Source organism: Streptomyces mesophilus (assembly GCF_011044995.1).
GTDB lineage: Bacteria > Actinomycetota > Actinomycetes > Streptomycetales > Streptomycetaceae > Streptomyces > Streptomyces mesophilus.
In genome coordinates, this window is sequence record NZ_JAAKZW010000009.1 from 15453 (window position 1) to 42296 (window position 26844).

Sequence of the window (26844 nt, forward strand, 5' to 3'; positions counted from 1 at the left end):
CTCACCCGACAGGCTGCCGCACCCGACGCCCACCCGCAGGCAACGGCTCCTCGAAGAACTCGTCCAAGGACAACCCCGTCGCGGCGGCGACAAAGGCACGGGCGGCCACCGACCCGGGCGTAGCCGCGTGAATCGCGACGGACACCTGCGCCCGCACATCCGGCGCCACCAACCGCACCGCCCGCGTCCGCCCGATCACCGGCATCGCCCGCAGCCAGGAGTGCGGCACGATGCTGGCCCACTCCCCCACGCCGACATGCGCGTACAGGGACGCGATCGAGTCGGTCTCGACCTGCGGGGTCGCGACAAGACCGCTGCGGGTGAGGACCTCGTCGATGAGCTGCCGGATCCGCATGTCCGGGGTCAGCAGCGCCAGCGGCAGCTGCGCGGCCTCGGCCCAGGTCATGGTCGCGGCCGGGGGCAGCAGCTGGTCCCCGGAGACGACCATGTACCGCTCCTCGTACAGCGGAACGATCTGCAGCCCCTCCTGGTCGTCGGCCCCGAAGTAGCCGATCACCGCGTCCAGCTCGAACTCCCTGAGCTGGCGCAGGAGCTCCTTGGTGGCGAGCCGCGAGCGCACCTGCACCTTGGCCAGGGGATGCGCCGAACAGAACGCGCCCACGGGCAGCGCCAGCGTCGTCGACGCCGTGGGTTCCGTGCCGAGCCGCAGGGTCCCGGTGATCCCGGACTGCACGGCGGCCACCTCGGCCTTGAACGCCTCCTGCTCGGCGAGGATCCGCTTGGCCCAGACGACGAGCCGCTCGCCCTCGGGCGTCAGCCCTTCGTAGGTGTGGCCGCGGTTGATCAGCGTGACGTTGAGCTCGCGCTCCAGCTTGGCGATCGCGGCGGACAGCGCCGGCTGCGATACGTAACAGGACTCGGCGGCCCGCGCGAAGTGCCGCTCCCGCGCCACGGCGACGAAGTACTCCAGCTGACGAAACAGCATGGGTGGCCCCTCCCGCCCGGCGCATGGCCCGATCCGGTCACCGGATCGCAGATTGCATACAGTAGACGAAGCGGTGGGGGCCAACAAGGAGTTGCGCAGAGCGCGACCGGCCTGCGGAGCGGCTGTCCTACGGAGTTGCTGTCCTACGGAACCGGTGCGGCAGCGGGGCGCGGCAGAGCGGGCCGGCGCGGCGACGGCACGGGCTTGTGCTCCCAGCGCCTGCTGATCCGTACGTAGCCGTAGATGACCGAACCCATCGCGCCCAGCACGATCAGCCCGAAGAGCACGGGGTAGCGGGACATCTCGACGGACGCGTACCGGTACATGACCAGCATGACCGTGAAGACGCCCGCGCCGTAGCCGGCGAGCTTGAGCGCCGAACGGTCCCAGCCGTGCTCCTGCGCGCGCAGCGCGGCTTCGATCGTCAGGACGAACACCACGCCGGACGCGAGATCGACCCCGTAGTGATAGCCGAACCCGAGCGTCGCGCTGAGCGTGGCCACGAGCCAGAACGTGCCCGCGAACCGCAGCAGGCGCGGCCCCTTGCGGGAGTGGATGAACAGCGCCGTCGCCCATGCGGTGTGCAGGCTTGGCATGCAGTTGCGCGGGGTGATCTGGTCGAAGGGGATCGCCTGCGGAGCGGTCAGCTTCACCGGCGTGTGCGGCCACACCTGGCCGGCCGCCCACAGGCCGCCGTCGATCCCGTACGCGAAGACCGGTCCGACCACCGGGAAGATCATGTAGATGCCGGGCCCGAGCAGACCTATCAGGAGGAAGGTCCGTACGAGGTGGTGCCGCGGGAAGCGACGGTCGGCCGAGACGTTCCGCAGCTGGTAGAGCGAGATGACGACCGCGGCCACGGCGAGCTGCACATAGACCCAGTCGAGGACATGAGCGCCGACCGGGCCGATGGCCTCCAGGATGCGTCCGGCCACCCACGAGGGATTGCCGAGCGCGTGGTCGGCGGTGGCGAGATAGGGGTCGAGGACGGTCGGGCGGGTCTTCGAGGTGATCAGCAGCCAGGCGTCACCGGTCTTGCGGCCGGCGACCAGGAGCAGTCCGAGGCCGACGCCCTTGAGCAGCAGCACCCGCTCCGGGCCGGTGCGGCGGGTGACGGCGAGGGCGGCGACGCCTGCCATCACCCACAGCGCGCCGTTGCCGAAGTTCATGTCGGCGCCGACGGCCCAGCGCGCTCCCCAGAAGGCCAGGTCGATGCCGACCGCGGCCCCGAAGGCGATGAACCGCTCCCGCTTGGTGAGCACGACCATCATCAGCGCCATGGCCGCGTACAGGAGCGGTCCCGAGGCGGGCGCGAAGATCAGTTCGCGCGCCTGCTGGGTGAGCGGTCCGGGCACGCCGTAGCGACGGGCCGCGACCTCCAGGCCCACGACGAACCCCAGGGCGATGACGCCCGCCGCGACCCAGAGCAGGGTCTTCGGCTGCCACCGTGCGGACTCCCGCGTACGGCTGCTGCTGCGCGACAATTCCCGCGACGGAATCGGTATCAATGCTCCTGGCCAGTTCGCTCGATATTGGCTCGATGGTCGCTATGTGTCCTTGAAGACGTTGCTTCCCGGTAGAAGGTTCATGCGCGCGATCTCCATGCGATCGAACATGCTAACGGAGCAGCTCGGGCCCCTGTGCATCGGCTGTGACCCGTGCCCTCGAAGGGATGGAAACAAAGTCCTGATCCCCGTGGTTCGCGTGGCCGGGAATCGCCCCTCTCCGCCTCACGGGACGGTTCAGCGGAGCCGGATCACATTCCACGACAGGGGCTCGAGGACCGCCTTCAGCGTGCCGTCCGCCAGGGACGTGCCGATGACCTCGTGCGGAGTGACGCGCTCGGGGTCGTCGAGGGTGTTGCGCGCGTTCGGGTCGGCGTCGGCGAGCGCGCTGTGACCGATGAGCTCGCTCGGGCCGAGGTCGCGCAGCGCCACCTCGAGCGGCAGCTCGTCGGTCCGGCTTCGGTTCACCGCGAAGACCGTGACCGTGCCGTCGTCGCCGCGTACCGCCGTGGCGTGCAGCAGCGGCACCTCGCCGTACTTCTTCGTCGTATACGAGGGAGAGTCCACGCGGACGTCGAGGACCTCGCCTCGGCCGTACCGGGACGCCTCGGCGAAGGGGAAGAAGGTGGTCTGCTTCCAGGCCGGACCGCCCGGCTCCGTCATGACCGGCGCGATGACGTTGACCAGCTGGGCGAGGCAGGCGATCTTCACGCGGTCGGCGTGGCGGAGCAGGGCGATCAGGAGCGAGCCGAGGACGACGGCGTCGGTGACGGTGTAGCTGTCCTCGAGGAGGCGCGGGGCCTCGGGCCAGTCCAGGGGGTTGCTCTCCGCCTCCTCCTGGGACGTGGTCATGTACCAGACGTTCCACTCGTCGAAGGAGAGGTTGATCTTCTTCGACGACTTGAGCTTCGCGCCGACGTGGTCGCAGGTGGCGACGACGTTCTCGATGAAGGACTCCATGTCCACGGCCGAGGCCAGGAAGGAGTCCACATCGCCGTCCGCCGGCTCGTAGTAGGCGTGCAGGGAGATGTGGTCGACGACGTCGTACGCCTCCGTGAGGACCGTCGCCTCCCACGCGGCGAAGGTCTCCATGGACTGGCCCGACGAACCGCAGGCGACCAGTTCGACGTCGCGGTCGATCTGCCGCATGGCGCGGGCGGTCTCGGCCGCGAGCCGCCCGTACTCCTCGGCGGTCTTGTGGCCGGTCTGCCAGGGGCCGTCCATCTCGTTGCCCAGGCACCACAGCCGGATGCCGAACGGGTCCTTGTCGCCGTGCGCCGCCCGCAGGTCCGAAAGCGCGGTCCCCGAGGGGTGGTTGGCGTACTCCTGCAGCTCGATGGCCTCACCGACGCCCCGGGTGCCGAGGTTGAGGGCCATCATCGGTTCGGCATCCGGGCCGAGCTTCCTGAGGAAGGCCATGAACTCGGCGAGCCCGAAACGGTTGGTCTCCGTGGACCGCCAGGCCAGGTCCAGACGGCGCGGACGCTCGTCGACGGGGCCGACGGAGTCCTCCCACCGGTACCCGGAGACGAAGTTGCCACCGGGATACCGGATGACGGTGACCCCCAACTCCCGTACGAGAGCGAGCACATCGCCGCGCAGCCCGGCCTCGTCGGCGGTGGGGTGGCCGGGCTCGAAGATGCCGGTGTACACACAGCGGCCGAGATGCTCGACGAAGGAGCCGTACAGGCGGGGGTCGACCCGGCCCACAGTGAAGGCCGGGTCGAGGGTGAGGCGGGCAGCGCGGGACATGAGGGTCCTTTGTTCGATATTTCGAAGGCTGATCGTCACATCGAACGGGACCGTAGAGTCGCCGCGCTCGCGCGTCAATGCCAGTTGCTGATCCGCACGTCGTGCGGCGCGGGTTCGCCCTTGCCCGTCTCGGTCAGGTTCTTGAGGCTCATCAGGAAGGTGGCCCACTTGGTGCTGCAGTGGTGCATGAACTCCCCCGGCTCCTCCCAGCCTTCATGCCGGAACAGCACGATGGTGTACCCGTCCTCCTGCTTCAGCTCGAAGACGATCCGCGTACCGATCCACTCCTTGGGGCCGTCGACGACCTCCCAGAGCACGCGCTCGGCGGGCTCGGCCTGAAGCACCTTCATGTCGAAGCCGTCGGGCATCGGCACTCCGTGGAAGCGGAACTTGAGGATCCCGCCCACGTCGCTGTCACCGGACGTCTCCTGCGTCCACCAGCTCGCGAGACCGTCGACCGTGGTCAGGGCGGCATAGACCTTCTCGGGAGTGGACGTCGTTCCGATCCTGTGCAGGATGTCGACCATGTCGTATCTCCTTGTCGTCTGCGGTTCCGTATGAGGTTTCGTACGAGGTTCCGTATGAGGCTTCGTACGAGGTTCCGTATGAGGCTTCGTCCGCGGTCAGTTCTCCTGACCCCGCTGAATGGCTTCGGCGATCCGCTTGATGCGCTGCAACCGGGCGTCCCAGGCGGCGGTCACCGAGGACAACTGCTCGACGGCGCGGGCGAGTTGCCCTTCGTCCACGCGGAAGCGACGCTCGCGCCCGGAGGCGGCGGAGTGGACAAGTCCGACCCGTTCGAGCAGCTGGAGATGCTTGGCCACCGCCTGCCGCGTCACGGGAAGACGCTCGCTCAGCGTGGTCGCCGTGCCGCCGCCCTCGGCCAGCATCAGGTCGAGCATCCGGCGCCGGGTGGGGTCCCCCACCGCGGACCAGAGCTCGTCGTCGACGGTGTCGCTCACGCCGTCCGCACCAGCCGGGCGGCGTAGGCGACGAGGCGGGGCAGGAAGTGGTCCCAGCCGGTGACGTGATCGTCGTACTGCTGCTCACGCTCGGCCTGGTCGGAGAACTTCTCCGCGAACCCGGTCTCGGTGAACCGCAGCAGTGTGCCCGCGCCCGACGGGATCAGATCGAAGGTCACCAGGAAGGAGTTGGACGGCGCGGCGGACTCGCCCTCGCCGTACACCCAGCGGAACGAGAACCGCCGGGGCGGGTCGGCTTCGAGGACCGTGAGGGGTACGACCTTCGCGTCCGGCGCACCCTTGTCGCCGAACGTGATGACGCCCGTGGCGCCGGCGGCCGGCGTGAGCTCGGCCTCGTCCGGCCACCACTGCCTGAGGTGCTCGGGGGTGCTGATGACCTTGTAGACGACGTCGGGTGCGGCGTCGATCCGGATCTCCCGTTCGATCCTGGCGTGCTGCATGCTCTCCTCCATCGTCGCGCAACCTTTCGTTGCACATGACGATAGAGCAACCCGCCCCTATGTGCAACCATCGGTTGCGCATAGGGGCGGGGACCCGTGGTCAGCTCAGCGAGAATGTGGCGAGCCGCAGCCCCTCCGTGAGGACCAGGTACACGTCCTGGCGCCGCGAGGCACCCGAGAGCGAGGCCGTCACCTCCGTGTACGCGTACCGCGAGCCCGTGCTCGTCACCGTCGCGCGGCCGGCCAGCCGGCCGTCCGGAGCGCCGAGCCGGACCTCGACCGCTCCCTCGCCCGACGACTCCTTCGCGACCCGCGCCGTCAGACGCCGCGCGCCGCCGCGCAGATCCGCGTCGGCGAACAGCAGCCAGGCCCGGGCGGATTCCGCGCCGACGGCCGTGCCGCGCGGCTTGGCCTCGTCGACCAGCCGTACGCCCGCGTAGTCGTCGAAGTTCTCCGCGCGCGTGGTGCGCGACAGATCGCGCGCCGGGACCGTCTCGCCCCGCACCTCCAGGGTCGTACGGCCGCGCAGGTCACCGGAGGACGAGCCGACCATGACCTCGTACGCGCTCTCCTCCACCACCCACCGGGAACGGGTGACGTCCCAGTGCGCCAGATCGTCCCGCGACAGCGGCAGGGTGACGGTCCGCGTCTGGCCCGGCTTCAGGGTGACCTTGCGGAACGCCTGAAGCTTCTTCAAGGGCTGCTTGACGCGTGAGGTGCGCTGCCGGGTGTAGAGCTGCACGACCTCGGCGCCGGTGCGGCGCCCGGTGTTGGTGACCGCGACCTCGATCCCGCCGCGGACGGCGCGCGGCTTGCCGTAGCGGAAGGAGGTGTACGAGAGGCCGTGCCCGAAGGGGTAGAGCACCTCGCCCTTGAAGTACTGGTACGTGCGGTCGAACTTGATGTTGTCGTATTCGAGCAGCGACGGCAGATCGTCCTCGGAGCGGTACCAGGTCTGGGTGAGCTTGCCGGACGGACTGACGTCGCCGAAGAGGACGTCGGCCAGTGCGTTGCCCGTCTCCTGGCCCGCGTGGGTCGTCCAGAGCAGGGCAGGGACGTGCTCCTGTTCCCAGGTGAGCGTCGTCGGGTAGCTGTTCTCCACCACGACCACCGTCTTCGGATTGGCCGCCCGCACGGCCTTGACCAGCGCCGCCTGGGTCTCGGCCAGGCCCATGTCCTCGCGGTCGTCGGTCTCGCGGGAGTTGATGAAGGGCATGGAGCCGACCACGACGACGGCCGTGTCCGCCGTCCGCGCCGCCGCGACCGCCTCCTTGATGCCGTCGCGCACGATCTCGCGGGTGTAGCGGCTCGCCTCGGCCGCGGAGCCGAGGACCAGGACGCCGTCCGCGGCGCGGGCACGCAGGTAGACGTTGTCGCCGAGCCAGTTCTCGTAGCCGACGTACTTGAGCAGGACCGTGCCGTCGCTCTGCTCCTGGAGCGAGAACAGCTGGGAGACGAACCAGCCGTTGGGCTGTGCCTGGTCGTTGAAGAACTGGTTGCCGCTCCCGCCGGGGTCGCGCATGCCGACGACCTTGCCGTTGGCGGCGGCCCGCAGCGTGACCACGCCCTGGCCCCAGCCGAACACGTCGAAGTGCTCCGTGGCGCCGGGCTCCGTGGCGCTCTCCTTGAGGGCCGCGCCGGCCGCTCCCGCGCCCGCCGTGACGTACGCGCCGGTCGAGGCGTTCTTGAGTGCGATCCGGTCGACGCCCTCGCTGCTCACCACATCGGCGCCCGCACCGAGCCGCTTCGCGATCCCGTCCAACGGCGTGACGCGGTACGGCAGTTCGCCGGAGTACCAGTCGGTGTAGAGGGTGTCCGCGAGCGGGCCCACGACGGCGACCTTCCGCAGCGCGCGGGCATCCAGCGGCAGGGCGCCGCGCTCGTTCTTCAGGAGCACGATCGCTTCGGCGGCGGCCTTGCGGGCGAGCCGCCGGTGCGCCGGGCTGTCGATGACGGACTTGTCGATGCGCCCGTGCGGGCCGCCGTCCTCGTCGAACTCGCCGAGTCGGAAACGGATGTCCAGGATGTGCCGTACGGCGGTGTCGACGTCGGACTCGGCCAACAGGCCCTTGTCCAGGGCCTCGTTGATCGCCGCGATGGTCTTGGAGGGGTCCGTGTCATCGGTGGTGAAGCTGTCGAGGCCCGCCTTGAGGATCGCGGCGTCGGCCTCGGCGAGGGTGTCGAAGTATTTCTGCGATCCACTGGCGGGCAGGTTGTTGGGCGCCCAGGCGTCGGTGACGTTCAAAAGCGCGCGGTCGGTCCAGGTGCGCACCGAGTTGTTGAGGTCGGTGACGGTGCAGGGGCGGCCGTTGACCAGGTTGTACGCGGTCATCACACCGCACGCCGCGTCGGCCGCGATGGCCGCCTTGTGCGCGGGCTCCTCGTACTCCTTGAGCACCCGGGGCCGCAGGTCCGAAGAGGTCTGGTCCCGCCTGACCTCGTTGTTGTTGGCCAGGTAGTGCTTGACCAGGGGCGCGGTCTTGAGGTGGTCCGGGTCGCCGCCGCTGAGGCCCTTCGCGTACGCCGTCGCCATCACGCCGACCAGGTGCGGGTCCTCGGAGTAGCCCTCCTCGTTGCGGCCCCAGCGCGGGTCGCGAAGGAGCTGGGTGACCGGCGCCCACACGTTCAGGCCCCAGCCCGCGGGGCGTTCGTGCTGCAGGCCGCGCACCTCGTCGCCGACGGCGGAGCCGACCTCCTCGATCAGCTCCGGGTTCCAGGTGGAGCCGAGGCCGATGGCCTGCGGGAAGACGGTGGCCGGGCCGAGCCAGGACAGACCGTGCAGCGCCTCGGTGCCGGTGCGGAACGCCTTCATCCCGAGACGGGGTATCGCCGGCTGCCACTGGTGCAGGAGCGAGATCTTCTCGTCCAGGGTGAGCTTGCCGAGCAACTCCTCGACGCGGCCCGCGAGTCGTGCGGCAGCCGGCGATGCGGCCGGGGCGCCGAGCGCGGCCGCCGGTCCGGCGACGGCGCCGGCGAGTGCGGCGGCGAACGGGATGGCGATCATGGTTCTGCGTTTCACGTACGTGTCTCCTTCTCATCTGGCTCAACTGGCTGAACTGGCTGATCTGGCTGATCTGGCTGATCTGGCTGATCTGGCTGATCTGGTCGAATCGCTTCGACCCGTGTCATGGATCCGGTATTGCCGTACGTACGTCTGGCGCTCCGCCCCTCGGCGGAAGCGGCCCAGGACACCGCTCCTCAGCCCGAAGCGGACCGCGGCGCCGTGGTCTGCCGGCGCGTCAACCGCGGGGGCAGCAGGGTGGATTCGGGCACGGGCAGCTGCTCCAGCTTGTGCATCAGGAGCTCCACCGCCTCGGCCCCGATCTCGGCCGACGGAACCGCCACGTTCGACACCGGCAGGGGCGCCTGTTCGGCCTGCGCGTCGGGGCAGATCGCCACCACCGACAGGTCATCGGGCACCCGCAGGCCCAGCTCGCGGAACGCGTCGATGAGCGGCTGCACCAGCGGTTCGTTGTGCACCACGAGGCCGGTCAGCCCCGGGTGTTCGCGCAGCAGCCGCTGCGCCATGTCGCGCGCCGCCGCCTGCGTTGCCTCGCAGGGATGGACCGTCGACGTGAGTCCGCGCTCGTCCGCGGCCGCGGTGAAGCCGCGCGTGACGCGCTGGGCGAAACCGGTCTCCCGCAGGTAGACCTCGGGCGGCGAGCCGACCAGCGCCACGCACCGGTGGCCCAGCTCGGCCAGATGCCGCACGCACGCCCCGCCCGCCGCCTCGAAATCGAGGTCGATGCAGGTGAGCCCCCGCGGCTCGGCGGGGAACCCGATGAGCACGCTCGGCCGGTCGAGTGCCCGCAGCAACGGCAGCCGGGCGTCGTGCAGTTGGACGTCCATCACGATCAGCGCGTCGACAAGCGCCGTGTCCGCGACGCGCCTCAGCCCCTCCTCCCCCTCCTCCTGGGTGAGCAGCAGCACGTCGTGGTCGTGCCGGCGCGCCGCGGTCACCACCGACACGGCGAACTGCATGACCACCGGCACATGCATCCCGGTGCGGAACGGCACCACCAGGGCGAGCACGTTGGACCTGCTGCTGGCCAGCGCGCGGGCGCCGGCGTGCGGCCGGTAGCCGAGCGTGTGGATGCTGGCTTCGATGCGCTGCCGGGTCTCCGCCGAGATCGGCCGCTTCCCGCTCAGCGCGTACGAGACCGTGCTCGGCGACACCCCGGCATGCCGGGCCACATCGGTGATCTTGACCATCAACTCCCCCTGGACGACTGGTCGGACGGACCCCGGCTCAGCCCAGCTCCGCCACGACCGCCCCGGTGCCGGCTTCGGCGCGCGTCTCGGGACCGCCCGCCACCTGAAGCCCCCACGGACGGCTCGTGTCGCTCGTCGAGGCCCGTACCGTGGAGCCCTCTCGTATGACGGTGAAGTCCACGCCGCCCACGGTCAGTTCGACCCGCTCGCCGCTGCGCAGCCCGTACGCACGCAGCGTCACACCGTCCGCGTGGTCGTAGTCCGGCCGGTCGTCGACGGCGCCCACCGGCAGCACCGCGCCCGGGCGTACGAGCACCGGCGCGCTGTCGAAGCCGTGGCGCTCCTTCACCCAGCGCGGCCCCTGCACCTCCTCGCCGGTCAGCAGATGCGTCCAGGTGCCCTCGGGCACGTAGTACGAGACATCGCCCGCGTCCGAGAACACCGGCGCGACAAGGAGGTCGGGGCCGAGCATGTACTGCCGTTCCAGGTGGGTGCACGCCGGGTCGTCCGGGAATTCGAGGACCATCGCCCGCATCATCGGCACGCCTTCGGTGTGCGCCTGGCGGGAGACCGCGTCGAGGTACGGCATGAGGCGCAGCTTCAGGCGGGTGAACAGGCGCAGTACGTCGACGGCCTCCTCGTCGAACAGCCACGGCACCCGGTACGAGGACGAGCCGTGCAGCCGCGAGTGCGAGGAGAGGAGCCCGAAGGCGATCCACCGTTTGAACAGGGCGGGCGACGGTGTGCCTTCGAAGCCGCCGATGTCGTGGCTCCAGTAGCCGAAGCCGGACAGGCCGAGCGAGAGCCCGCCGCGCAGCGACTCGGCCATCGCCTCGTACGTGGACTCGCAGTCACCGCCCCAGTGCACCGGGAACTGCTGGCTGCCTGCGGTCGCCGAACGGGCGAAGACCACGGCCTCGGCCTCCCCGCGGTGCTTGGTCAGCACGTCGAAGACCGTCTGGTTGTAGAGGTACGTGTAGTAGTTGTGCATCCGCTCCGGGTCGGAGCCGTCGAAGTAGGCCACGTCCGTGGGCACCCGCTCGCCGAAGTCGGTCTTGAAGCAGTCGACGCCCATCTCGAGCAGCGCCTCCAGCTTGCCCGCGTACCAGGCACGCGCCTGGGGGTTGGAGAAGTCGACCAGGGCCATGCCCGGCTGCCACAGGTCCCACTGCCACACGCTGCCGTCCGGCTTCTTCAGGAGATAGCCGCCCTCACGCCCCTCGGCGAACAGCGGGGAGCGCTGCGCGATGTACGGGTTGATCCAGACGCAGATCCGCAGCCCCTTCTCCTTCAGGCGGGCAAGCATGCCCCGCGGGTCGGGAAAGACGCGCGGGTCCCAGGTGAAGTCGCACCAGTTGAACTCGCGCATCCAGAAGCAGTCGAAGTGGAAGACGGACAGCGGCAGTTCGCGCTCCGCCATCCCGTCGATGAAGGACGTCACCGTCTCCTCGTCGTAGGAGGTGGTGAACGACGTCGACAGCCACAGCCCGAACGACCAGGCCGGCGGCAGCGCGGGCCGGCCGGTGAGCGCGGTGTACTTGCGCAGGATCTCCTTCGGGGTCGGGCCGTGGATGACGTAATACGTCAGGTCCTGGCCCTCGACGCTGAACTGCACCCGCGAGACCGCCTCCGAGCCGACCTCGAGGGACACCCGGCCGGGGTGGTCGACGAAGACGCCGTAGCCCGCGTCCGTCAGGTAGAACGGCACGTTCTTGTAGGCCTGTTCGGTGGCCGTGCCGCCGTCCGCGTTCCAGATGTCGACCACCTGGCCGTTCTTGACCAGCGGCCCGAAGCGTTCGCCGAGCCCGTAGACGTTGGTGCCGACCGTGAGGTTCAGCTGCTCGCGCAGATAGTGCTCGCCGCTGTCCGTCTGCATGATGCCCATGGCCTTGGGGCCCGAGGACGTGAGCGGCTTCATCCCGTCCGTGGTGAGGAAGTCGAGCTGCCAGGGCCCGCCGCGCGACACCCGCAGGGCGAGGCTGCCCGCGACGAGCAGCGCATGGCCGTCGTCGTACGACACCTGCGCGTGCGTGTCGCCCTCGGCCAGGGCGAAGTGCGGGCCCCGGTCGACCTCACCGTCGAAGTGGGTGAGGGTCACGCCGATCACATCGGGCAGGGGCGAGTGGCACGAGACCGTCATGACCGGGCCCTTCAGCAGATCGCCGCGGTGCCGGATGGGCTGGGTGGGGGCGTGGATCTCGAGCGTGCCGCCTTCGGCGTCGGTCACGTCGAGGACCTCGACCGGATGAGCGGCGCTCACGCCCTTGCGCAGCATCCAGTAGCCGTCGGTGAACTTCATGCGGCCGCCTTTCGGGGTGTACCGGGGTGGGTTCGGGGATCACTTGACCGCGCCCACGGCGATGCCGCGGGTCAGCGTCCGCTGGAAGAGGAGGAAGAAGGCGATGGCGGGCAGCACGCCGAGGAGCGCGGCGGCGTTCGTCATCGTGGCGTCCATGTCGCGCTGGCCCTGCAGCACACCGAGGGCGACGGAGACGGTCTGGACGTCGTCGGAGACGAGCATGACCAGGGGCAGCAGGAACTCGTTCCAGGTCCAGATGAAGAACAGCACCATAAGGACGCCGATGGTGGGCCGGCTGACCGGCACCACGACCCGCCACAGGACCTGCCACTTGGTGGCCCCGTCGATCCGGGCGGCCTCGATGATCTCGCGCGGGAAACCGGAGAGCACGGAGGAGAGCAGATAGGTGCCGAAGGCCGACTGGATGACCGTGAAGACGATGATGACGCTGAGCCTGGTGTCGTAGAGGCCGGCCTCCTTGGAGAGGTAGTAGATCGGGTAGACCAGGGTCTCCTGCGGCAGCATGTTCGCCAGGACGAAGAAGGCGAGCACCCACGGCCGTCCCTTGATCCGGCCGATGCCGATGGCGTACGCGCTGAACACGGAGAGCACGACGGCGAGCACCGCCACCGAGCCGGAGATCAGCACGGAGTTCCACAGCTTCTCGCCGAAGTCCACGCGCTCCCAGAAGTCGGCGAGACCGTCCAGGTACACGCTGTCGGGCAGGCTGAGCGGCCCGTCGGAGGAGTACTCCTCGGGGGACTTCACCGCGTTCATGAGCACGACCACGAACGGCAGGACCATGAACAGCGCGCCGAGTACGAGCGCCGCGAGTACGGGGTACTTCTTGAGGGCGGTCATCCGGCCTCGTCCTCCGCCCTGGTCTGCAGGCGCAGCGCGACGAGGGCCAGCACCATGATGAGAATGGTGAGGACGGTGGAGACAGCGGCCCCGTAGCCCGCCTGGAAGTTCTCGAAGAAGTTCTGGTACGCGAAGTAGGACGGCACGTTGGTCGACCCGCCGGGGCCGCCGCCGGTCAGGACGTACACCATGCCGAAGACCTTCAGGGCCGCGATCGTGCACCACAGGAGCACCACCGCGATCTCCGGCCGCAGTTGCGGCAGGGTGACGTGCCAGAACCGCCGCCACCAGCCGGCGCCGTCCAGCTCCGCCGCCTCGTGCAGGGCCGGGTCCAGGCGCTGCAGTCCGGACATGAAGATGACCAGCGGGAAGCCGATCTGCACCCAGACCATCACGGCCATGACGCTGTACAGCGCCCAGTCGGGATCACCGAGCCAGTCCTGCTGCAGCGAGTCGAGGCCGACTGCTCCGAGCAGATCGTTAAGGGAGCCGTTCTCGGGTGCGAGGATCCAGCTCCAGACGATGCCGGCGACCGCGATCGGCAGCACCTGCGGCAGATAGAAGCAGGCGCGCAGGGCCGACGCCCAGCGGCTGCCGGCGTGCTTGGCGACCACGTCGAAGAGCGCGGAGGCGAGGACGAGTCCGAGGGCGGTGGGCACCAACGCCATCGCCACGACCATCGCCAGACTGTGCCGGAACGACTCCCAGAAGTCCTCGTCGCCGATGAGCTTCTCGTAGTTGTCCAGACCCGTGAACTCCGGGGTGCCGACGCCCGACCACTCGGTGAAGCTGATGCCGGTGTTCATGACGAACGGCACGACGATGACGACGAGGAACGCGAGCGCGCCCGGCAGCAGGTACAGCGCGTACGACCCGTCCGTCCGGGAGCGCCCGGCGCCCGCCCGGCGCCGACGGGAGGGGGTCGGACCCCCGTCGGCGCCTGCCGGGGCCTTGGTGGCGAGGCCGGTCATTCCTTCAGCACGTTCTCGTCGTACTCGGACTGGAGCGACTTCAGTACGTCACCCGGCCCGGCGCTCTGCGTGATCAGCTTCTGGACCTCGGAGGCGAGGCTGTCGTAGAAGCCGTTGGCCGGCCAGTCCGGGTAGAACGCGAGGCCGTCGTTCCCCGCGAGCGTGTCGAACTGCTCGATCAGCTTCTTCGCCCGCTCGTCGGTGATGGCGGAGGAGTCCGCGGCGACCGGGACGCCGCCGGCGTTGCCGAGGGTGTTCTGGGCCTGCTTCTTCATCGTGATGTCGATGAAGTCGTAGGCGAGTTCCTTGTTCTTGGCGCCTTCGGGCACCACCCAGAGGTTGCCGCCCGAGCCGAGCGTGAGCTTGCTGCCGGGCCACATGAAGGTGTCCCAGTCGAAGCTCTTCACCTCCTCGGCGAAGCGGCCGAACCACCAGCTGCCGGAGAAGAACATCGGGTGCTTGCCCTGCATGAAGGAGACGCCGGCGTCCTCGGCCTTCAGGCCGCTGGAGCTCTTGGCGATATAGCCCTTGTCGACCCAGTCGGCGAAGGTCTCGGCGGCGTAGGTCCAGGCGGCGTCGGAGAAGTCGGTCTTGCCCTTCATCTGGAAGTCGTCGACCCAGGAGCGGTCGGCCTGCGAGAGGGCGAGCTGGTAGACGTACTGCTGGGCTATGTATTCGGCGCCGCCGTTGGCGAACGGGGTGAGGCCGGCGTCCTTGAAGGTCGCGAGGGCGTCCTCAAGCTCGTCGACCGTGGTCGGGACGTCGACCTTGTGCTCGGTGAACAGGTCCTTGTTGTAGTAGACCATCGTGTACTCGGCGTAGTTGGGCACGCCGTACCAGGCGCCCTTGCCCATGACGCCCTTGTCGTACCTGCTGGTGATGGCGACGGTGGGCGGGACGGTCTTGTCCCAGCCGCGCTTCTTCGCCTCATCGGTCAGATCGGTGAGCAGCCCCTGCTTCGACAGCTGCCCGGTGGTGGCGTTGCCCTTGTTGTACTCGAGCAGGTCGGGTGCCTTGTCGGAGTTCAGGACCTGCGGGGCGGTCTTCTGGATCTGTTCGAAGCCCTTGGCCTCGAACTCGACCTTGACGTCCGGGTGCGTCTTCTTGAACTCGGCGATGGCCTCGTTCCAGGCCTTGCCCATGGCGCTCTCCGGCGCCTCGTAGTGCCAGAGCCGCAGCGTCTTGCCGGACTCCTTGTCGCCTGCGTCGTCGCCGCACGCGGCGAGCGTGCTCATCGAAAGAATCCCTGCCAGGGCGGCCGCCAGTAGGCGCGCCCTTCTCCGTGCCTTCAACATCGGCTGCCTCCATCGGAGTGGGAAATGCCGGAAGGAAGTGCGGGTGCGTCGAATCGATTCGATGACTGCTGTCGAATCGCTTCGACGGAGCAAGGTAGGGATGTGTCGGCAGTAGGTCAATGGCGTGAACAAATCGAATATCACTTAGGCTCGGCCCACGATGAACAGCAGTGACCCGTTCGCCACCTCCCCCAAGGCCGACAAGGCGACCCTGCGCCGGCACAACCTGAGTCTCGTGCTGCGTACGGTGCACGACGCGGGCGAGGCGACCCGGGCCGCGGTCGCCGGGCGGGTCGGGCTGACCCGGGCGGCGGTCTCCTCCCTGGTGGACCAGCTGCTCGGCGACGGATACCTCACCGAGTGGGGCAAGACGTTCAGCGGCCAGGCGGGCCGGCCCGGCACGGTCCTGAAGATGGCGCGCACCGGGCCCGCCGGGCTCGGCGTCGAGATCAACATCGACTACATCACCGTGTGCGTGGTCGATCTCGCCGGCACGGATCGTGTACGGCTGGTCGAGCGCCTCGACAACCGGGCGGCCGCGCCCACCGCCGTCCTGACGCAGGCCGCGCGGATCGCGGCCCGCGCCCTGGAGTCCGCCGCCGAGCAGGAACTGCGGCCGGTGGCGGCCGAGTTGGCGCTGCCCGGTCTGGTGTCCGGCGGCGCGGTGCGGCAGGCACCCAACCTCGGCTGGAACCGGGTGGCCGTCGAGGGCGTGTTCGCCCAGGCGCTGTCCGCCCTGCGTCCCGCGCACCGTGCGCTGCCGGTCAGCGCGGACAACGAGGCGAATCTGGCGGCGATGGCCGAGCTGTGGTTCGGCGACGTCGTGGGGGACGGTGCGGGGAAGGGCGCGGGCAAGGGCGCGTCGGCCCACGACGGCACCGGGCGCGTGACCAGCTTCATCTATCTGACCGGCGAGATCGGTATCGGCGGCGCGCTGGTCCTTGGGGGCCGGCTGCTGCGCGGCGCCCACGGGTTCGCGGGCGAGATCGGGCATGTCGTGGTGGAGGCGGACGGGCCCGAGTGCCGGTGCGGGGCGCGCGGTTGTCTGGAGCAGTACGCGGGTCAGGCCGCACTGCTGCGGGCGGCGGGCCTCGACGAGAGCTCGGGGGCGGCCGGTGTCGCGGAGCTGGAGTCGCGGGCACGGGACGGGAACAAGCAGGCCCTTGCGGCGCTCGAGGACGCCGGGCGGCGTCTGGGCCGGGTGCTTTCGGGGGCTGTGAACCTCATCGATCCGGACGCGGTGCTGCTCGGCGGTGTCTTCCGCGGGCTGATGCCGTGGCTGGCCCCGGCCGCGGACGCGGAGTTGACGGCGCGGGTGGTGTCGGGCCTGTGGACGCCCGGCAACGGCCGGCTGCGCGCTTCGTCCTCGTCCGGGGACGCGGCGCGCGGCGCGGCCGCGCGCGTGATCCGTGAGGTGCTCGCGGATCCGGCGGCGTACGCGGAGCGCGGGACCAACTGACGCCCTGCTTCAGCGGGGCATGGCGGCGCCGGTCCGGTCCCGCGCTCCGGGTCAGAGTTGGGACAGGTCGGCAGTAGGGCCTGTCCCGGTGTGTGCTTCAGGTCAGCTCTGCGGCCTGCCCTGGTGTGCGGCGATCAGCTTCCGGTACCAGTGGTAGCTGTCCTTCGGGGTGCGCTCCTGGGTGTCGTAGTCGACCCGGATGATGCCGAACCGCTTCGCGTAGCCGAGGGCCCATTCGAAGTTGTCGAGCAGCGACCACACGTAGTAGCCGCGCACGTCGACGCCCGCGTCCATCGCGGCACGCAGGGCCGTGAGGTGGTCGTGCAGGTACGTGACCCGGTCGGTGTCGTGGACGGCGCCGTCCGCCGCGACCTCGTCGTGCTCGGCGGTGCCGTTCTCCGTGATGTGGATCGGCGGCAGGGCGTCGCCGTAGCGGTCCTTGAGGCCGGTGAGCAGCTGGGTGAACGTCTCGGGTACGACGGGCCAGCCCATCGCGTTGCGCCGTACGTCCGGCCAGGGGCGTTCCGCGTACCGGTTGTCGGTGGCGACGCGCACCGCCGGGTCGGTCTCCCGGTAGGGGGCGTCGGCGACGAGGGTGGGCCGGTAGTAGTTGACGCCGAGGAAGTCCAGGGGCTGGGCGATGAGTTCGAGGTCGCCGTCGCGCCGGAAGTCCTGTCGGGTGATGAGCTCGCCCCAGGTGTCCTGCTCCGCTTCCGGGTAGCGGCCCGCCAGGATCGGGTCCGTCCACACCAGGTTGTGCTGGGTGTCGGCGCGCAGGGCGACGGCCCGGTCGGCGGCGGAGTCGGTGGCGGGCACGTTGAAGTCGGGGTTGAGCGTGATGCCGACCTCGCGTACGCCTGCCGCACGCAGCGCCTTGACGGCGAGTCCGTGGCCGACGAGGAGGTGGTGGGCGGCGGCCAGCGCGCCGGTGCCTTCCTGGGCGCCGGGCGCGTGGCGGCCCACCGAGTAGCCGAGGAACGCGCTGCACCAGGGCTCGTTGAGGGTGATCCAGCGGGGCACCCGGTCGGCGAGGAGCTCGGCGACGATCGCCGTGTACTCGGCGAACCGCTCGGCCGTCTCCCGGACCCGCCAACCTCCTCCCGCGGCGGAGCCGCTATTGGATGGAGTCTCGAGGGCCTGGGGCAGGTCCCAGTGGTAGAGGGTGGCGGCGGGCTCGATGCCCGCCTCCAACAGCTCGTCCACCAGGCGCGAGTAGAAGTCGAGCCCCTTCTGGTTGGCGGACCCCTGCCCCGTCGGCTGGATGCGCGGCCAGGCGATCGAGAAGCGGTACGAGTCGACGCCGAGCCCGCGCAGGAGCCCGATGTCCTCGGCGTAGCGGTGGTAGTGGTCGCAGGCCACGTCACCGGTGTCGCCGCCCGCGGTGCGGCCGGGCGTGTGGCTGTAGGTGTCCCAGATGGAGGGGCCCCGGCCGTCGTCGTACGCGGCGCCTTCGATCTGGTACGAGGCGGTCGCCGCGCCGAACACGAAGCCCTCGGGGAACACGGGCAAGTCACTCATGGAAAGCCTTACTTGACGGATCCGCCGGTGATCCCGGCGGCGATGTACTTCTGGGCGAGGACGAGCAGCACGGCGGCCGGGATCGCCGACAGGACGGAGGCGGCCATGACCGAGCCCCAGTCGCCGACGTGGGCGCCGATGTACTGGTAGATACCGAGCGTGACGGGCTTGACGTCGTCGGTGGTGTTGAGCGTGAGCGCGAACATGAAGTCGCTCCAGGCGTACAGGAAAGCGAACAGCCCGGCCGTGATGAGGGAGTTACGGCTCATCGGCAGCACCACCTGGAGGAACGTGCGCAGCTTGCCCGCGCCGTCCACCTCCGCCGCCTCGATGACCTCCTTGGGGATGGCCACCATGAACGAGCGCATCAGGACGATGGCGAAGGGGATGCCGAGCGAGGCGTCGGCGAGCATCAGGCCGAAGTAGGAGTTGACCAGGCCGAGATCGACGTACGCGCTGTAGAGGGCGTTGGCGATGACGATGCCCGGCACCATCTGGGTGATCAGCGTGCCGAAGACGATGCTCTTCGTGCCGGGCAGCCGGAACTGCGCGAGCCCGTACGCGGCCGGCGCCGCGACCGCCAGGCAGATGGCGACGGCGCCGAGCGCGACGACGAGGGAGGTCAGCAGATGGCCGCCCTGCTCGGTGATCGCGGAGGTGAAGCCGGAAAGGTCCAACGACCCCGGAACCGGGGAGACTTCGAGGAGTCCGGAGTCGGGCTGAAGGGCCGTGTTGACCATCCAGTACAGCGGGAACAGCATCGTGCACAGGATCACGACGCCTGCGACGGTGGCGCCCCAGCGGCGCTTCGGCTTGCTGGTCACGGTGACGGTTGCCATGCCGGTCACTTCCCCTCGGAGCGGTTGGCCCGCAGGTAGAACACCGCGAAGACGGCGGAGATCAGAATGAGCACGTTGCCGACGACGGCGCCCGCGCCGAAGTCCAGCTGGACGAAGGAGTTCTGGTACGTGAGGGTGCCGAGCGTCTGGGTGGAGTCGGCGGGTCCGCCGTCGGTGAGGGCGAGGATCAGATCGAGGATCTTCACCGTCGACATGAACCCGAGCACGAGCACGACCGTGATGACGGGCTTGAGCAGGGGCAGCGTGACGGACCGGAAGGTGCGCCAGGCCGAGGCACCGTCCAGGGCGGCCGCCTCGTGCAGCTCCTTGGGTATCTCCTGGAGTCCGCCGTAGAGGATGACCATGTTGAACGGGATGCCGATCCAGATGTTCACCATGATCACGGAGAACAGGGCCATGCCCGGACTGGTCAGCCAGGGGGTGCTGCCGCCGAACCCGAGGGTGTCGAAAAGGGAGTTGAGGACGCCGGTGTCCTGGTCGAGGATGCGCCGCCACACGATGCCGGAGACGACCATCGGGACGAGCCAGGGCAGCAGGATCAGGGAGCGCAGGAACCCGTTGAGCGGGAACTTCTTCGTGAAGAAGACGGCGAGCGCGAGTCCGATGCCGAACTGGCCGATCAGGGACCCGATCGTGAAGACGATGGTGTGCCAGAGCGCCTTGCCGAAGAGGTCGTCCTGGAAGACCTTGCTCCAGTTGTCGGTGCCGTTGAAGGGTGCCTTGCCGTCGAAGAACGTGGACGGCGAGAAGTCCTGGAAGCTCATCACGATGTTGCGGACGAGCGGGTAGCCGAAGAACAGCAGCATGAAGACGACGGCGGGGGCGATGAAGCCCCACTGGGAGAGCCTGCGCCGGCGCCGTGCGCGCAGCGGGTCGGGCTGCTTCGTGGCGGTGGCGTTCTCGGCGGCCGTAGCGGCGGCGGGCGGTGAAGCCGTGGTGGTCGACATGTTCGTGAGTCCCCTCAGTTCCCGCTCGCGGCGCGGGCCTGCGCCTTCTTCAGCGCGGCCGCGCTGTCCTGACCGGTGAGCGCCGACTGGAAGGCGCTCTGCAGGGCCAGCGATACGGAGGCCCAGCCGGCCCCGACCTGCGTGGTGCGCGAGCGGGCGGTGGCCACCTGGTCGGCGAGCGCGTCGAGTTCGGGCACTTCCTTGCGCCAGATCGCGGCGGCCTTCGCGTTGGCGGGCACCATCCAGCTGTTGCGCGCGTAGGTGATCTGCTCCTGCTCGGAGGACATGCACCCGACGATCTTCGCGGCGGTCTTCTCACGGGCCGTGTCACCGGTGTTGGGCACGGTGAGGATGGCGCCGCCGAGCGGGCCGACCGAGTCGTCGCCCGCCTTCGGGACGGGAATCTGCGCGATGCCCCAGTCCAGGTTCTTCTTGGTGTTGAGGGTCTCCACCTGCCACGGACCGTTGATCATCATGGCGGCGTTGCCGGCCATGAACTGGTCGTTGACGTCGGCCTGGGTCCAGTTGACGGTCGACTTGGACAGGGAGCCGTCCTTGATGAGGCCCTTCCAGTAGTCGAGCGCCTCGGCGACGTTCTTCGAGTCGAGCTCCCGCTCGTCACCGCCGTTGGACCACATGAACGGCGTGAACTGGAAGACGCCGTCCTCCGCGCCGCCCGCGCTCAGGGCGATGCCGTACTGCTTGCCCTGCGTGAGCTGCTTCGCCGTGTCCCTCATCTCGTCCCAGGTGGAGGGGACTTCGAGTCCGGCCTTGTCGAGGATGTCCTTGTTGTAGAACAGGGCAAGGGTGTTCACCGTGCGCGCGGCCCCGTAGTACGTGCCCTCGTAGGAGCCGAAGTCGACGATGCCCTCGGGTATGTCCTTGGTCGAAAGACCCAGCGTGCGCAGGTCGATCAGGCCGCCGGCCTCGGCGAACGTCGGCATCTCGGAGGCGTCGAACTGGATGACGTCCGGGAGCGACTTGGACGACGCCATGCGCAGGGACTTCGTCATCACCTGCGGCGCGGGCACGCTCTGCTGCTCGATGGTGATGCCGAGCTTCGCGCTGCACCGCTTCAGGGTGGCCGCGTCCCAGCTGTGATACGAGTCGTCGGTCGACGAGTTGAGCACGGTGTAGACATCGGGGTCGCGCTGCTGTCCGCAGCCCGCGAGGGCGGCGGTGGCGAGGAGCGCGGAGACAACGGTGAGCGGGGCTGCGACTCGTCGGCCCCGTCGGACCAGTCGGCCGGAGCGTCGGCGCCTGGCACGCGTCGCGTCCGGAGGAGGAACTGCTGTCACGGTGGTTGCCCTTGCCTGGGAGGGGTGGCCGGCCCCGACGGAACGCCCGTGTCCCGTCGGGGTGTTCGCGGTGGCCCGGTACGGCTCCGGCCTGCGCCGTACCGGCCGTGTCGCGAAGGGATCGGCCTCACGGGACGTCGAAACGTCCAGCTGCCGAATCGCCTGAAGTGAGCGGCGTCAGCGGACGCCGAGCAGGTGGTCCATGGCGAGCTGGTCGAGGCGCTCGAAGGCCATCGACCGCTCGGCTGCGGCCGTCACGTCGAACTCCTCGAACGCGCCCTTGTCCGCGAGGAGTTCGGCGAGCCCGTCGGCGGTGGGCCGGGCGAGCTCGTCGAGCCGGGAGGTGCGCAGCGCCTCCTGCACCTCGGGGTCGGCGCGGAACGCGGCCGCCCGCTCCTTGAGGATCAGGTAGTTGCGCATGCAGTTCTTCGCGGACTCCCACACGCCGTCGAACCCGTCGGTGCGCACCGGCTTGAAGTCGAAGTGCCGCGGGCCCTCGTATCCGGCCGTCTCCAGGAGGTCGACGAGCCAGAACGCCTGGCGTACGTCACCGGCGCCGAAGCGGAAGTCCTGGTCGTACTTGATACCGGTCTGGCCGTTGAGGTCGATGTGGAAGAGCTTGCCCGCCCACAGCGCCTGGGCGATGCCGTGCGGGAAGTTCAGGCCCGCCATCTGCTCATGGCCCACCTCGGGGTTCACGCCCACGAGTTCGGGGCGCTCGAGCCGCTCGATGAACGCGAGGGCGTGACCGATGGTCGGCAGGAGGATGTCGCCGCGGGGCTCGTTCGGCTTGGGCTCGATGGCGAACTTCAGGTCGTAGCCCTGCTGCGTCACGTAGTCGCCGAGGAGGTCGAAGGCCTCCTTCATACGGTCGAGGGCGTCGCGCACGTCCTTGGCGCCGCCGGACTCGGCGCCTTCGCGGCCGCCCCAGGCGACATAGGTCCGTGCGCCGAGCTCGACCGCGAGGTCGATATTGCGGATCGTCTTGCGCAGCGCATAGCGGCGCACATCGCGGTCGTTGGCGGTGAAGCCGCCGTCCTTGAAGACCGGGTGCGTGAACAGGTTCGTCGTCGCCATCGGCACGACGAGGCCTGTCTCGTCCAGAGCGGCGCGGAACCGCTTGACGATCGCGTCCCGCTCACTGGCGGAGGCGCCGAAAGGGATCAGGTCGTCATCGTGGAACGTGACGCCGTGCGCGCCGAGTTCGGCCAGGCGGCGCACCGACTCGACGGGGTCGAGGGCGGGGCGGGTGGCGTCGCCGAAGGGGTCGTTGCCACGCCATCCGACGGTCCACAGACCGAAGGTGAACTTGTCGTCAAAGGCGGGGGTGAAGCGATCGGACATGCTGCGGCCCTTTGCTGCTCACGTGCTTCGCGTCGGCCCGGTGTTCACCGAGCTGTTTGTTTTCTGACATGACTAATACGCGATGAAGCGTCGAAGCGCTAGACCCTTGAGCTCAGATGACCCCGAGCGCACCCTCAATCACCAGCTGTAAGAAGGATCGAAGCGCTTCGATGATTCCTAGACCCCGACCCCTTGCCCTTTTGTTTTCTGTACGATCAAATGGCGCCCAGAGAAGCTTTGCCTTCAGGATCGCAAGCAAGTGGAGAGGCGCCATGCCACCGTCATCACCGCCTTTTGCAGTCGTGATCGGGGTGGACAGTTCGACGCAGTCCACGAAGGCGGCCGTCACGGACGCCGGCACCGGACGCCTGCTGGCCGTGGGCCGCGCCCCGCACTCGGTGACCGGAGAGCACGGCGCGCGCGAGAGCGACCCGGAGCTGTGGTGGTCGGCGCTGCGCGACGCCGTCGCGGCCGGCCTGAAGGAGGCCGGTGTCACTCCCGAGGCGGTGACCGGCATCGCGGTCGCCGGGCAGCAGCACGGCCTCGTCGTCCTCGACGCGCAGGGCCGTCCGCTGCGCCCCGCGATGCTCTGGAACGACACCCGCGCCGCCCCGCAGGCCGCCGCCCTGACCGAACGGCTCGGCGGCGCGCGGGCCTGGCTCGAGCGCACCGGCACCGTGCCCGTCGCCTCGATGACCGCCGCGAAATGGCAGTGGCTGCGGGAGAACGAACCCGACCTCGCGGTGGCCGCGGTACGGCTGCCCCATGACTTCCTCACCGAGCGCCTGTGCGGCGTCGCGCTCACCGACCCCGGTGACGCCTCGGGCACCTGCTGGTACTCCACGGCCACGGGCGCGTACGACCCGGAGGTCCTCGACCTCATCGGACTCGCACCCGAGCTGCTGCCCGCGCTCGCCCCCGGCGGCGGATCACGCGCGGGTTCGCTCACCGCGCGCGCCGCCGAGCAGCTCGGCCTGCCCGAGGGCATCGCGGTGGGCGTGGGCACCGGCGACAACATGGCGGCGGCGGTGGGGCTCGGCCTGGGCGGCGCCGGACTCCTGGACCATCCCGTGCTCAGCCTCGGCACCTCCGGCACGGTGTTCGCCGCGACCCGCGCCCGGCCCGCGTCCGAGGCCCTCGCCGGCTTCGCCGCGGCCGACGGTACGTATCTTCCGCTGGCCTGCACGCTGAACTGCACGCTCGCCGTCGACCGGATCGCGGAGCTGCTCGGTCTGGACCGCGAGGACGCCGAGCCGGGCGGCGAGGTCGTGCTGCTGCCGTATCTCGACGGCGAGCGCACCCCCGATCTCCCGCACGCGGCCGGCCTGTTGATGGGACTCCGGCACGCCACGAGCGGCCGGCAGATCCTCGGCGCAGCCTACGAGGGCGCCGCGTTCACCCTGCTGCGCGCCCTCGACGAGCTGCTGCGCGCCTGCGGTCTCGACCCCGACGCCCCCGGGGCGGCCGCACGCCCGGTCCGTCTGATCGGCGGCGGTGCGCGGGGCCGCGCCTGGGCGGAGACCGTGCGCCGGCTGTCCGGCCGCCCCGTGCTCGTACCCGAGGCCGAGGAACTGGTGGCGCTCGGCGCCGCCGCCCTGGCCGCCGGAGCCGTCAGCGGCCACGACCCGGTCGCCATCGCCACCGCATGGGACACCGGCCGCGGCACGCTGCTCCCCGCCCTCCCCCGCGACCTGTCGGCCTGGCGCCGCCTGTCCGACGCCCTGGAACGGGCGACGCCCGCCTTGCTGAGCTGATCCGGCGCAGCCGACCCGTAATACCGCCGAAGACCCGACCCACCCCTGCTCCCCTGGGAAGATCATGAAGTTCACCGATGGCTTCTGGCTGATGCGCGACGGGGTCCAGGCCTCGTACGCCACCGAGGTCCGCGACATCCGCGCGGACGCCGACCGCTTCACCGCGTACGCCGCCGTCAAGCGGGTCGAGCGCCGCGGCGACACCCTCAACTCCCCGCTCCTCACCACCGATTGCTTCTCCCCCGCCGAGGGCGTCATCGGCGTCCGTACGACACATCTGGCGGGCCGGCGCAGCACAGGACCCGACTTCGAACTGCCCGGCGGCGACGCGTCCGTCGGCCAGGTGCGCCGGGACGGCGAGGTCGTCGAGCTGACGAGCGGTGCCCTGTCGGTGCGTCTGGACACCACAGCCCCCTGGACGCTGTCCTTCCGCGATGCGGACGGCCGCGAGGTGACCTCGGCCGGCCGCAAGGGCACCGCCTTCTTCACCACCGGTGACGGCGCCCACCACATGGCCGGTCAGCTGGCCCTCGGCGTCGGTGAGCAGGTCTACGGTCTCGGTGAGCGTTTCACGCCGTTCATCAGGAACGGCCAGGTCGTCGACATGTGGCAGGCCGACGGCGGCACGAGCAGCGAACAGGCTTACAAGAACGTCCCGTTCAGCCTGCATGTCTCCCCCGCGGGCGCGTACGGCGTGTTCGTGAAGCACCCGGGGAGGGTCTCGTACGAGATCGGCTCCGAGTCGGTGGGCCAGATGCAGTTCAGTGTCGAGGACCAGTCGCTCGAGTACTACGTCGTCGCGGGACCGACCCCGAAGGACGTACTGCGCCGCTACACCGCGCTCACCGGACGCCCGGCGCTGCCGCCCGCGTGGTCGTTCGGGCTATGGCTGACGACGTCGTTCACCACGCAGTACGACGAGGCGACGGTGACGAAGTTCGTCGACCAGATGGCCGAGCGCGATATCCCGCTGAGCGTCTTCCACTTCGACTGCTTCTGGATGCGCGAGTACCAGTGGTCCGACTTCACCTGGGACCCGGAGGTCTTCCCGGACCCGGTCGGCATGCTGGCCCGGCTCAAGGAGCGGGGCCTGAAGATCTCCGTGTGGATCAATCCGTACATCGCCCAGAAGTCCGCCCTGTTCGACGAGGCCGCGGAGCTCGGGTATCTCGTGAAGCAGGCGAACGGCGACATCTGGCAGTGGGACCTGTGGCAGGCGGGCATGGCGCTCGTCGACTTCACGAACCCGGACGCGAGCGCCTGGTTCCAGGCGAAGCTGAAGGTGCTGCTCGACCAGGGCGTCGACTGCTTCAAGACGGACTTCGGCGAGCGCATTCCCACGGACGTCGTCTGGTACGACGGCTCCGATCCGGAGCGGATGCACAACTACTACACGCAGCTGTACAACCAGGTCGTCTTCGAACTCCTCCAGAAGGAACGGGGGTTGGGCGAGGCGGTCCTCTTCGCGCGGTCCGCGACGGCGGGCGGACAGCAGTTCCCCGTGCACTGGGGCGGCGACTGCTGGTCGTCGTTCGGCGCGATGGCCGAATCGCTGCGCGGGGGTCTGTCGCTCTCCCTGTCCGGCTTCGGCTTCTGGTCGCACGACATCGGCGGTTTCGAGGGCACGCCCGACCCGGCGGTCTTCAAGCGCTGGCTCGCCTTCGGCCTGCTCTCCTCGCACAGCCGGCTGCACGGGTCGAGCTCGTACCGCGTGCCGTGGGAGTTCGGGGACGAAGCGGTCGACGTGGCGCGGAAGTTCACCAAGCTGAAGCACCGGCTCATGCCGTATCTGTACGGCGCGGCGACCGAGGCGCACGGAGCCGGTGTGCCGCTGATGCGGCCGATGCTCCTGGAGTTCCCCGAGGACCCGACGGCCCGCGCGCTCGACCGCCAGTACATGCTGGGTCCCGATGTGCTCGTGGCGCCCGTCTTCTCCGCCGACGGCGACGTCGAGTTCTATCTGCCGGAGGGCACTTGGACGCACCTGCTGACCGGCGAGAAGGTGCAGGGCCCGGCCTGGCGCCGCGAGACGCACGGCTTTGAGGGCCTCCCGCTGTACGTACGGCCCGGCGCCGTCCTGCCGTTGGCGGCGGACGAGCGGCGGCCGGACGGCGACTGGACCGAGGGCCTCACGCTCCTGGTCACGCCCGACGCGCAGGACGTGACCGTCACGGTCCCCGACCACGACGGCCGCCCCGCCGCCGTGTACCGGGTGACCCGGCAGGCGGGCGTGACCGCGTCGGCGTCCGAGGGGGTGCCGGCTCCGTCCGTCACGGAGCTGTGAACCGGGCGCCGAACGGTTCGGGTCCGGCGCGGCGCGTCGGACCCGAACCCGGTTTCCATTGAACGGAATCCCCGTAGGCACAGGGGCAGTTCACCGGTGAGATGGACCGCAGGCAG

Annotated in this window: 20 protein-coding genes; 3 read left to right on the plus strand and 17 right to left on the minus strand. The window is 69.7% G+C overall.

All coding sequences use genetic code 11. The annotated features are described in order from the left end of the window. Position 1: 1 nt before the first annotated feature. The 12 genes from G6045_RS05135 to G6045_RS05190 all read right to left on the minus strand — a co-directional run bounded on the left by G6045_RS05135 (position 2) and on the right by G6045_RS05190 (position 15264). On the minus strand, positions 2-946 hold the full coding sequence (locus G6045_RS05135; protein ID WP_165330592.1) for a LysR family transcriptional regulator: 945 nt from the start codon (positions 944-946) through the stop codon (positions 2-4). Between the two features lie 143 nt (positions 947-1089). Continuing rightward, on the minus strand, positions 1090-2430 hold the full coding sequence (locus G6045_RS05140; RefSeq protein ID WP_235967569.1) for a phosphatase PAP2 family protein: 1341 nt from the start codon (positions 2428-2430) through the stop codon (positions 1090-1092). A 258-nt stretch (positions 2431-2688) separates the two neighbouring features. Then, positions 2689-4203: an arabinosylfuranosidase ArfA gene (gene arfA / locus G6045_RS05145; protein ID WP_165330593.1), complete on the minus strand. Its 1515-nt coding sequence runs from the start codon at positions 4201-4203 to the stop codon at positions 2689-2691. Positions 4204-4277: 74 nt separating this feature from the next. Beyond that, positions 4278-4730: an SRPBCC family protein gene (locus G6045_RS05150; RefSeq protein ID WP_165330594.1), complete on the minus strand. Its 453-nt coding sequence runs from the start codon at positions 4728-4730 to the stop codon at positions 4278-4280. A 96-nt stretch (positions 4731-4826) separates the two neighbouring features. Beyond that, complete coding sequence (locus G6045_RS05155; RefSeq protein ID WP_165330595.1) at positions 4827-5165, minus strand: ArsR/SmtB family transcription factor; 339 nt, start codon at positions 5163-5165, stop codon at positions 4827-4829. Next, on the minus strand, positions 5162-5626 hold the full coding sequence (locus tag G6045_RS05160) for an SRPBCC family protein (RefSeq protein WP_165330596.1): 465 nt from the start codon (positions 5624-5626) through the stop codon (positions 5162-5164). The genes G6045_RS05155 and G6045_RS05160 overlap by 4 nt, the downstream gene beginning before the upstream one ends. Positions 5627-5726: 100 nt before the next feature. Further along, a complete protein-coding gene (locus G6045_RS05165) occupies positions 5727-8645 on the minus strand; it encodes a glycoside hydrolase family 3 C-terminal domain-containing protein (protein WP_165330597.1) in 2919 nt (972 codons plus the stop codon). A gap of 179 nt (positions 8646-8824) precedes the next feature. Further along, positions 8825-9838, minus strand: coding sequence for a LacI family DNA-binding transcriptional regulator (locus tag G6045_RS05170; RefSeq protein ID WP_165330598.1), 1014 nt, complete (start codon positions 9836-9838; stop codon positions 8825-8827). A 37-nt stretch (positions 9839-9875) separates the two neighbouring features. Further along, positions 9876-12137 carry an alpha-xylosidase gene (gene yicI / locus G6045_RS05175; protein ID WP_165330599.1) on the minus strand — a complete coding sequence of 754 codons (2262 nt, stop codon included), beginning with the start codon at positions 12135-12137 and terminating at the stop codon, positions 9876-9878. A gap of 39 nt (positions 12138-12176) precedes the next feature. Beyond that, positions 12177-12998, minus strand: coding sequence for a carbohydrate ABC transporter permease (locus G6045_RS05180; protein WP_165330600.1), 822 nt, complete (start codon positions 12996-12998; stop codon positions 12177-12179). After that, entirely contained in the window at positions 12995-13969 is a 975-nt protein-coding gene (locus tag G6045_RS05185) for a carbohydrate ABC transporter permease (RefSeq protein ID WP_165330601.1), read from the minus strand. Before G6045_RS05185 ends, G6045_RS05180 begins: the two co-directional genes overlap by 4 nt. Then, complete coding sequence (locus tag G6045_RS05190) at positions 13966-15264, minus strand: ABC transporter substrate-binding protein (protein ID WP_165330602.1); 1299 nt, start codon at positions 15262-15264, stop codon at positions 13966-13968. Before G6045_RS05190 ends, G6045_RS05185 begins: the two co-directional genes overlap by 4 nt. A 160-nt stretch (positions 15265-15424) precedes the next feature. Between G6045_RS05190 and G6045_RS05195 the strand changes: the two genes are divergently transcribed. Further along, on the plus strand, positions 15425-16723 hold the full coding sequence (locus G6045_RS05195; RefSeq protein WP_165330603.1) for an ROK family transcriptional regulator: 1299 nt from the start codon (positions 15425-15427) through the stop codon (positions 16721-16723). A gap of 102 nt (positions 16724-16825) precedes the next feature. Here the strand turns inward: G6045_RS05195 and G6045_RS05200 are convergent, their stop codons facing one another. From G6045_RS05200 to xylA, 5 genes are all read right to left on the minus strand, one after another. After that, positions 16826-18241, minus strand: coding sequence for a GH1 family beta-glucosidase (locus G6045_RS05200; RefSeq protein ID WP_165330604.1), 1416 nt, complete (start codon positions 18239-18241; stop codon positions 16826-16828). Between the two features lie 8 nt (positions 18242-18249). Beyond that, a complete protein-coding gene (locus G6045_RS05205; protein WP_165330605.1) occupies positions 18250-19080 on the minus strand; it encodes a carbohydrate ABC transporter permease in 831 nt (276 codons plus the stop codon). Between the two features lie 5 nt (positions 19081-19085). Beyond that, positions 19086-20048 (minus strand): carbohydrate ABC transporter permease, encoded by a 963-nt coding sequence (locus G6045_RS05210; RefSeq protein WP_165330606.1) that lies wholly within the window; start codon positions 20046-20048, stop codon positions 19086-19088. Between the two features lie 14 nt (positions 20049-20062). Further along, complete coding sequence (locus G6045_RS05215) at positions 20063-21346, minus strand: ABC transporter substrate-binding protein (RefSeq protein WP_165330607.1); 1284 nt, start codon at positions 21344-21346, stop codon at positions 20063-20065. Positions 21347-21523: 177 nt separating this feature from the next. Continuing rightward, a complete protein-coding gene (gene xylA, locus G6045_RS05220) occupies positions 21524-22690 on the minus strand; it encodes a xylose isomerase (RefSeq protein ID WP_165330608.1) in 1167 nt (388 codons plus the stop codon). Between the two features lie 272 nt (positions 22691-22962). On the opposite strand from xylA, the gene xylB reads away from it, so the two are divergent. Together xylB and yicI (G6045_RS05230) are read left to right on the plus strand one after the other, a co-directional pair. Next, a complete protein-coding gene (gene xylB, locus G6045_RS05225; protein WP_165330609.1) occupies positions 22963-24444 on the plus strand; it encodes a xylulokinase in 1482 nt (493 codons plus the stop codon). Positions 24445-24508: 64 nt separating this feature from the next. Beyond that, positions 24509-26728: an alpha-xylosidase gene (gene yicI / locus G6045_RS05230; RefSeq protein WP_165330610.1), complete on the plus strand. Its 2220-nt coding sequence runs from the start codon at positions 24509-24511 to the stop codon at positions 26726-26728. Positions 26729-26844 lie beyond the last annotated feature (116 nt).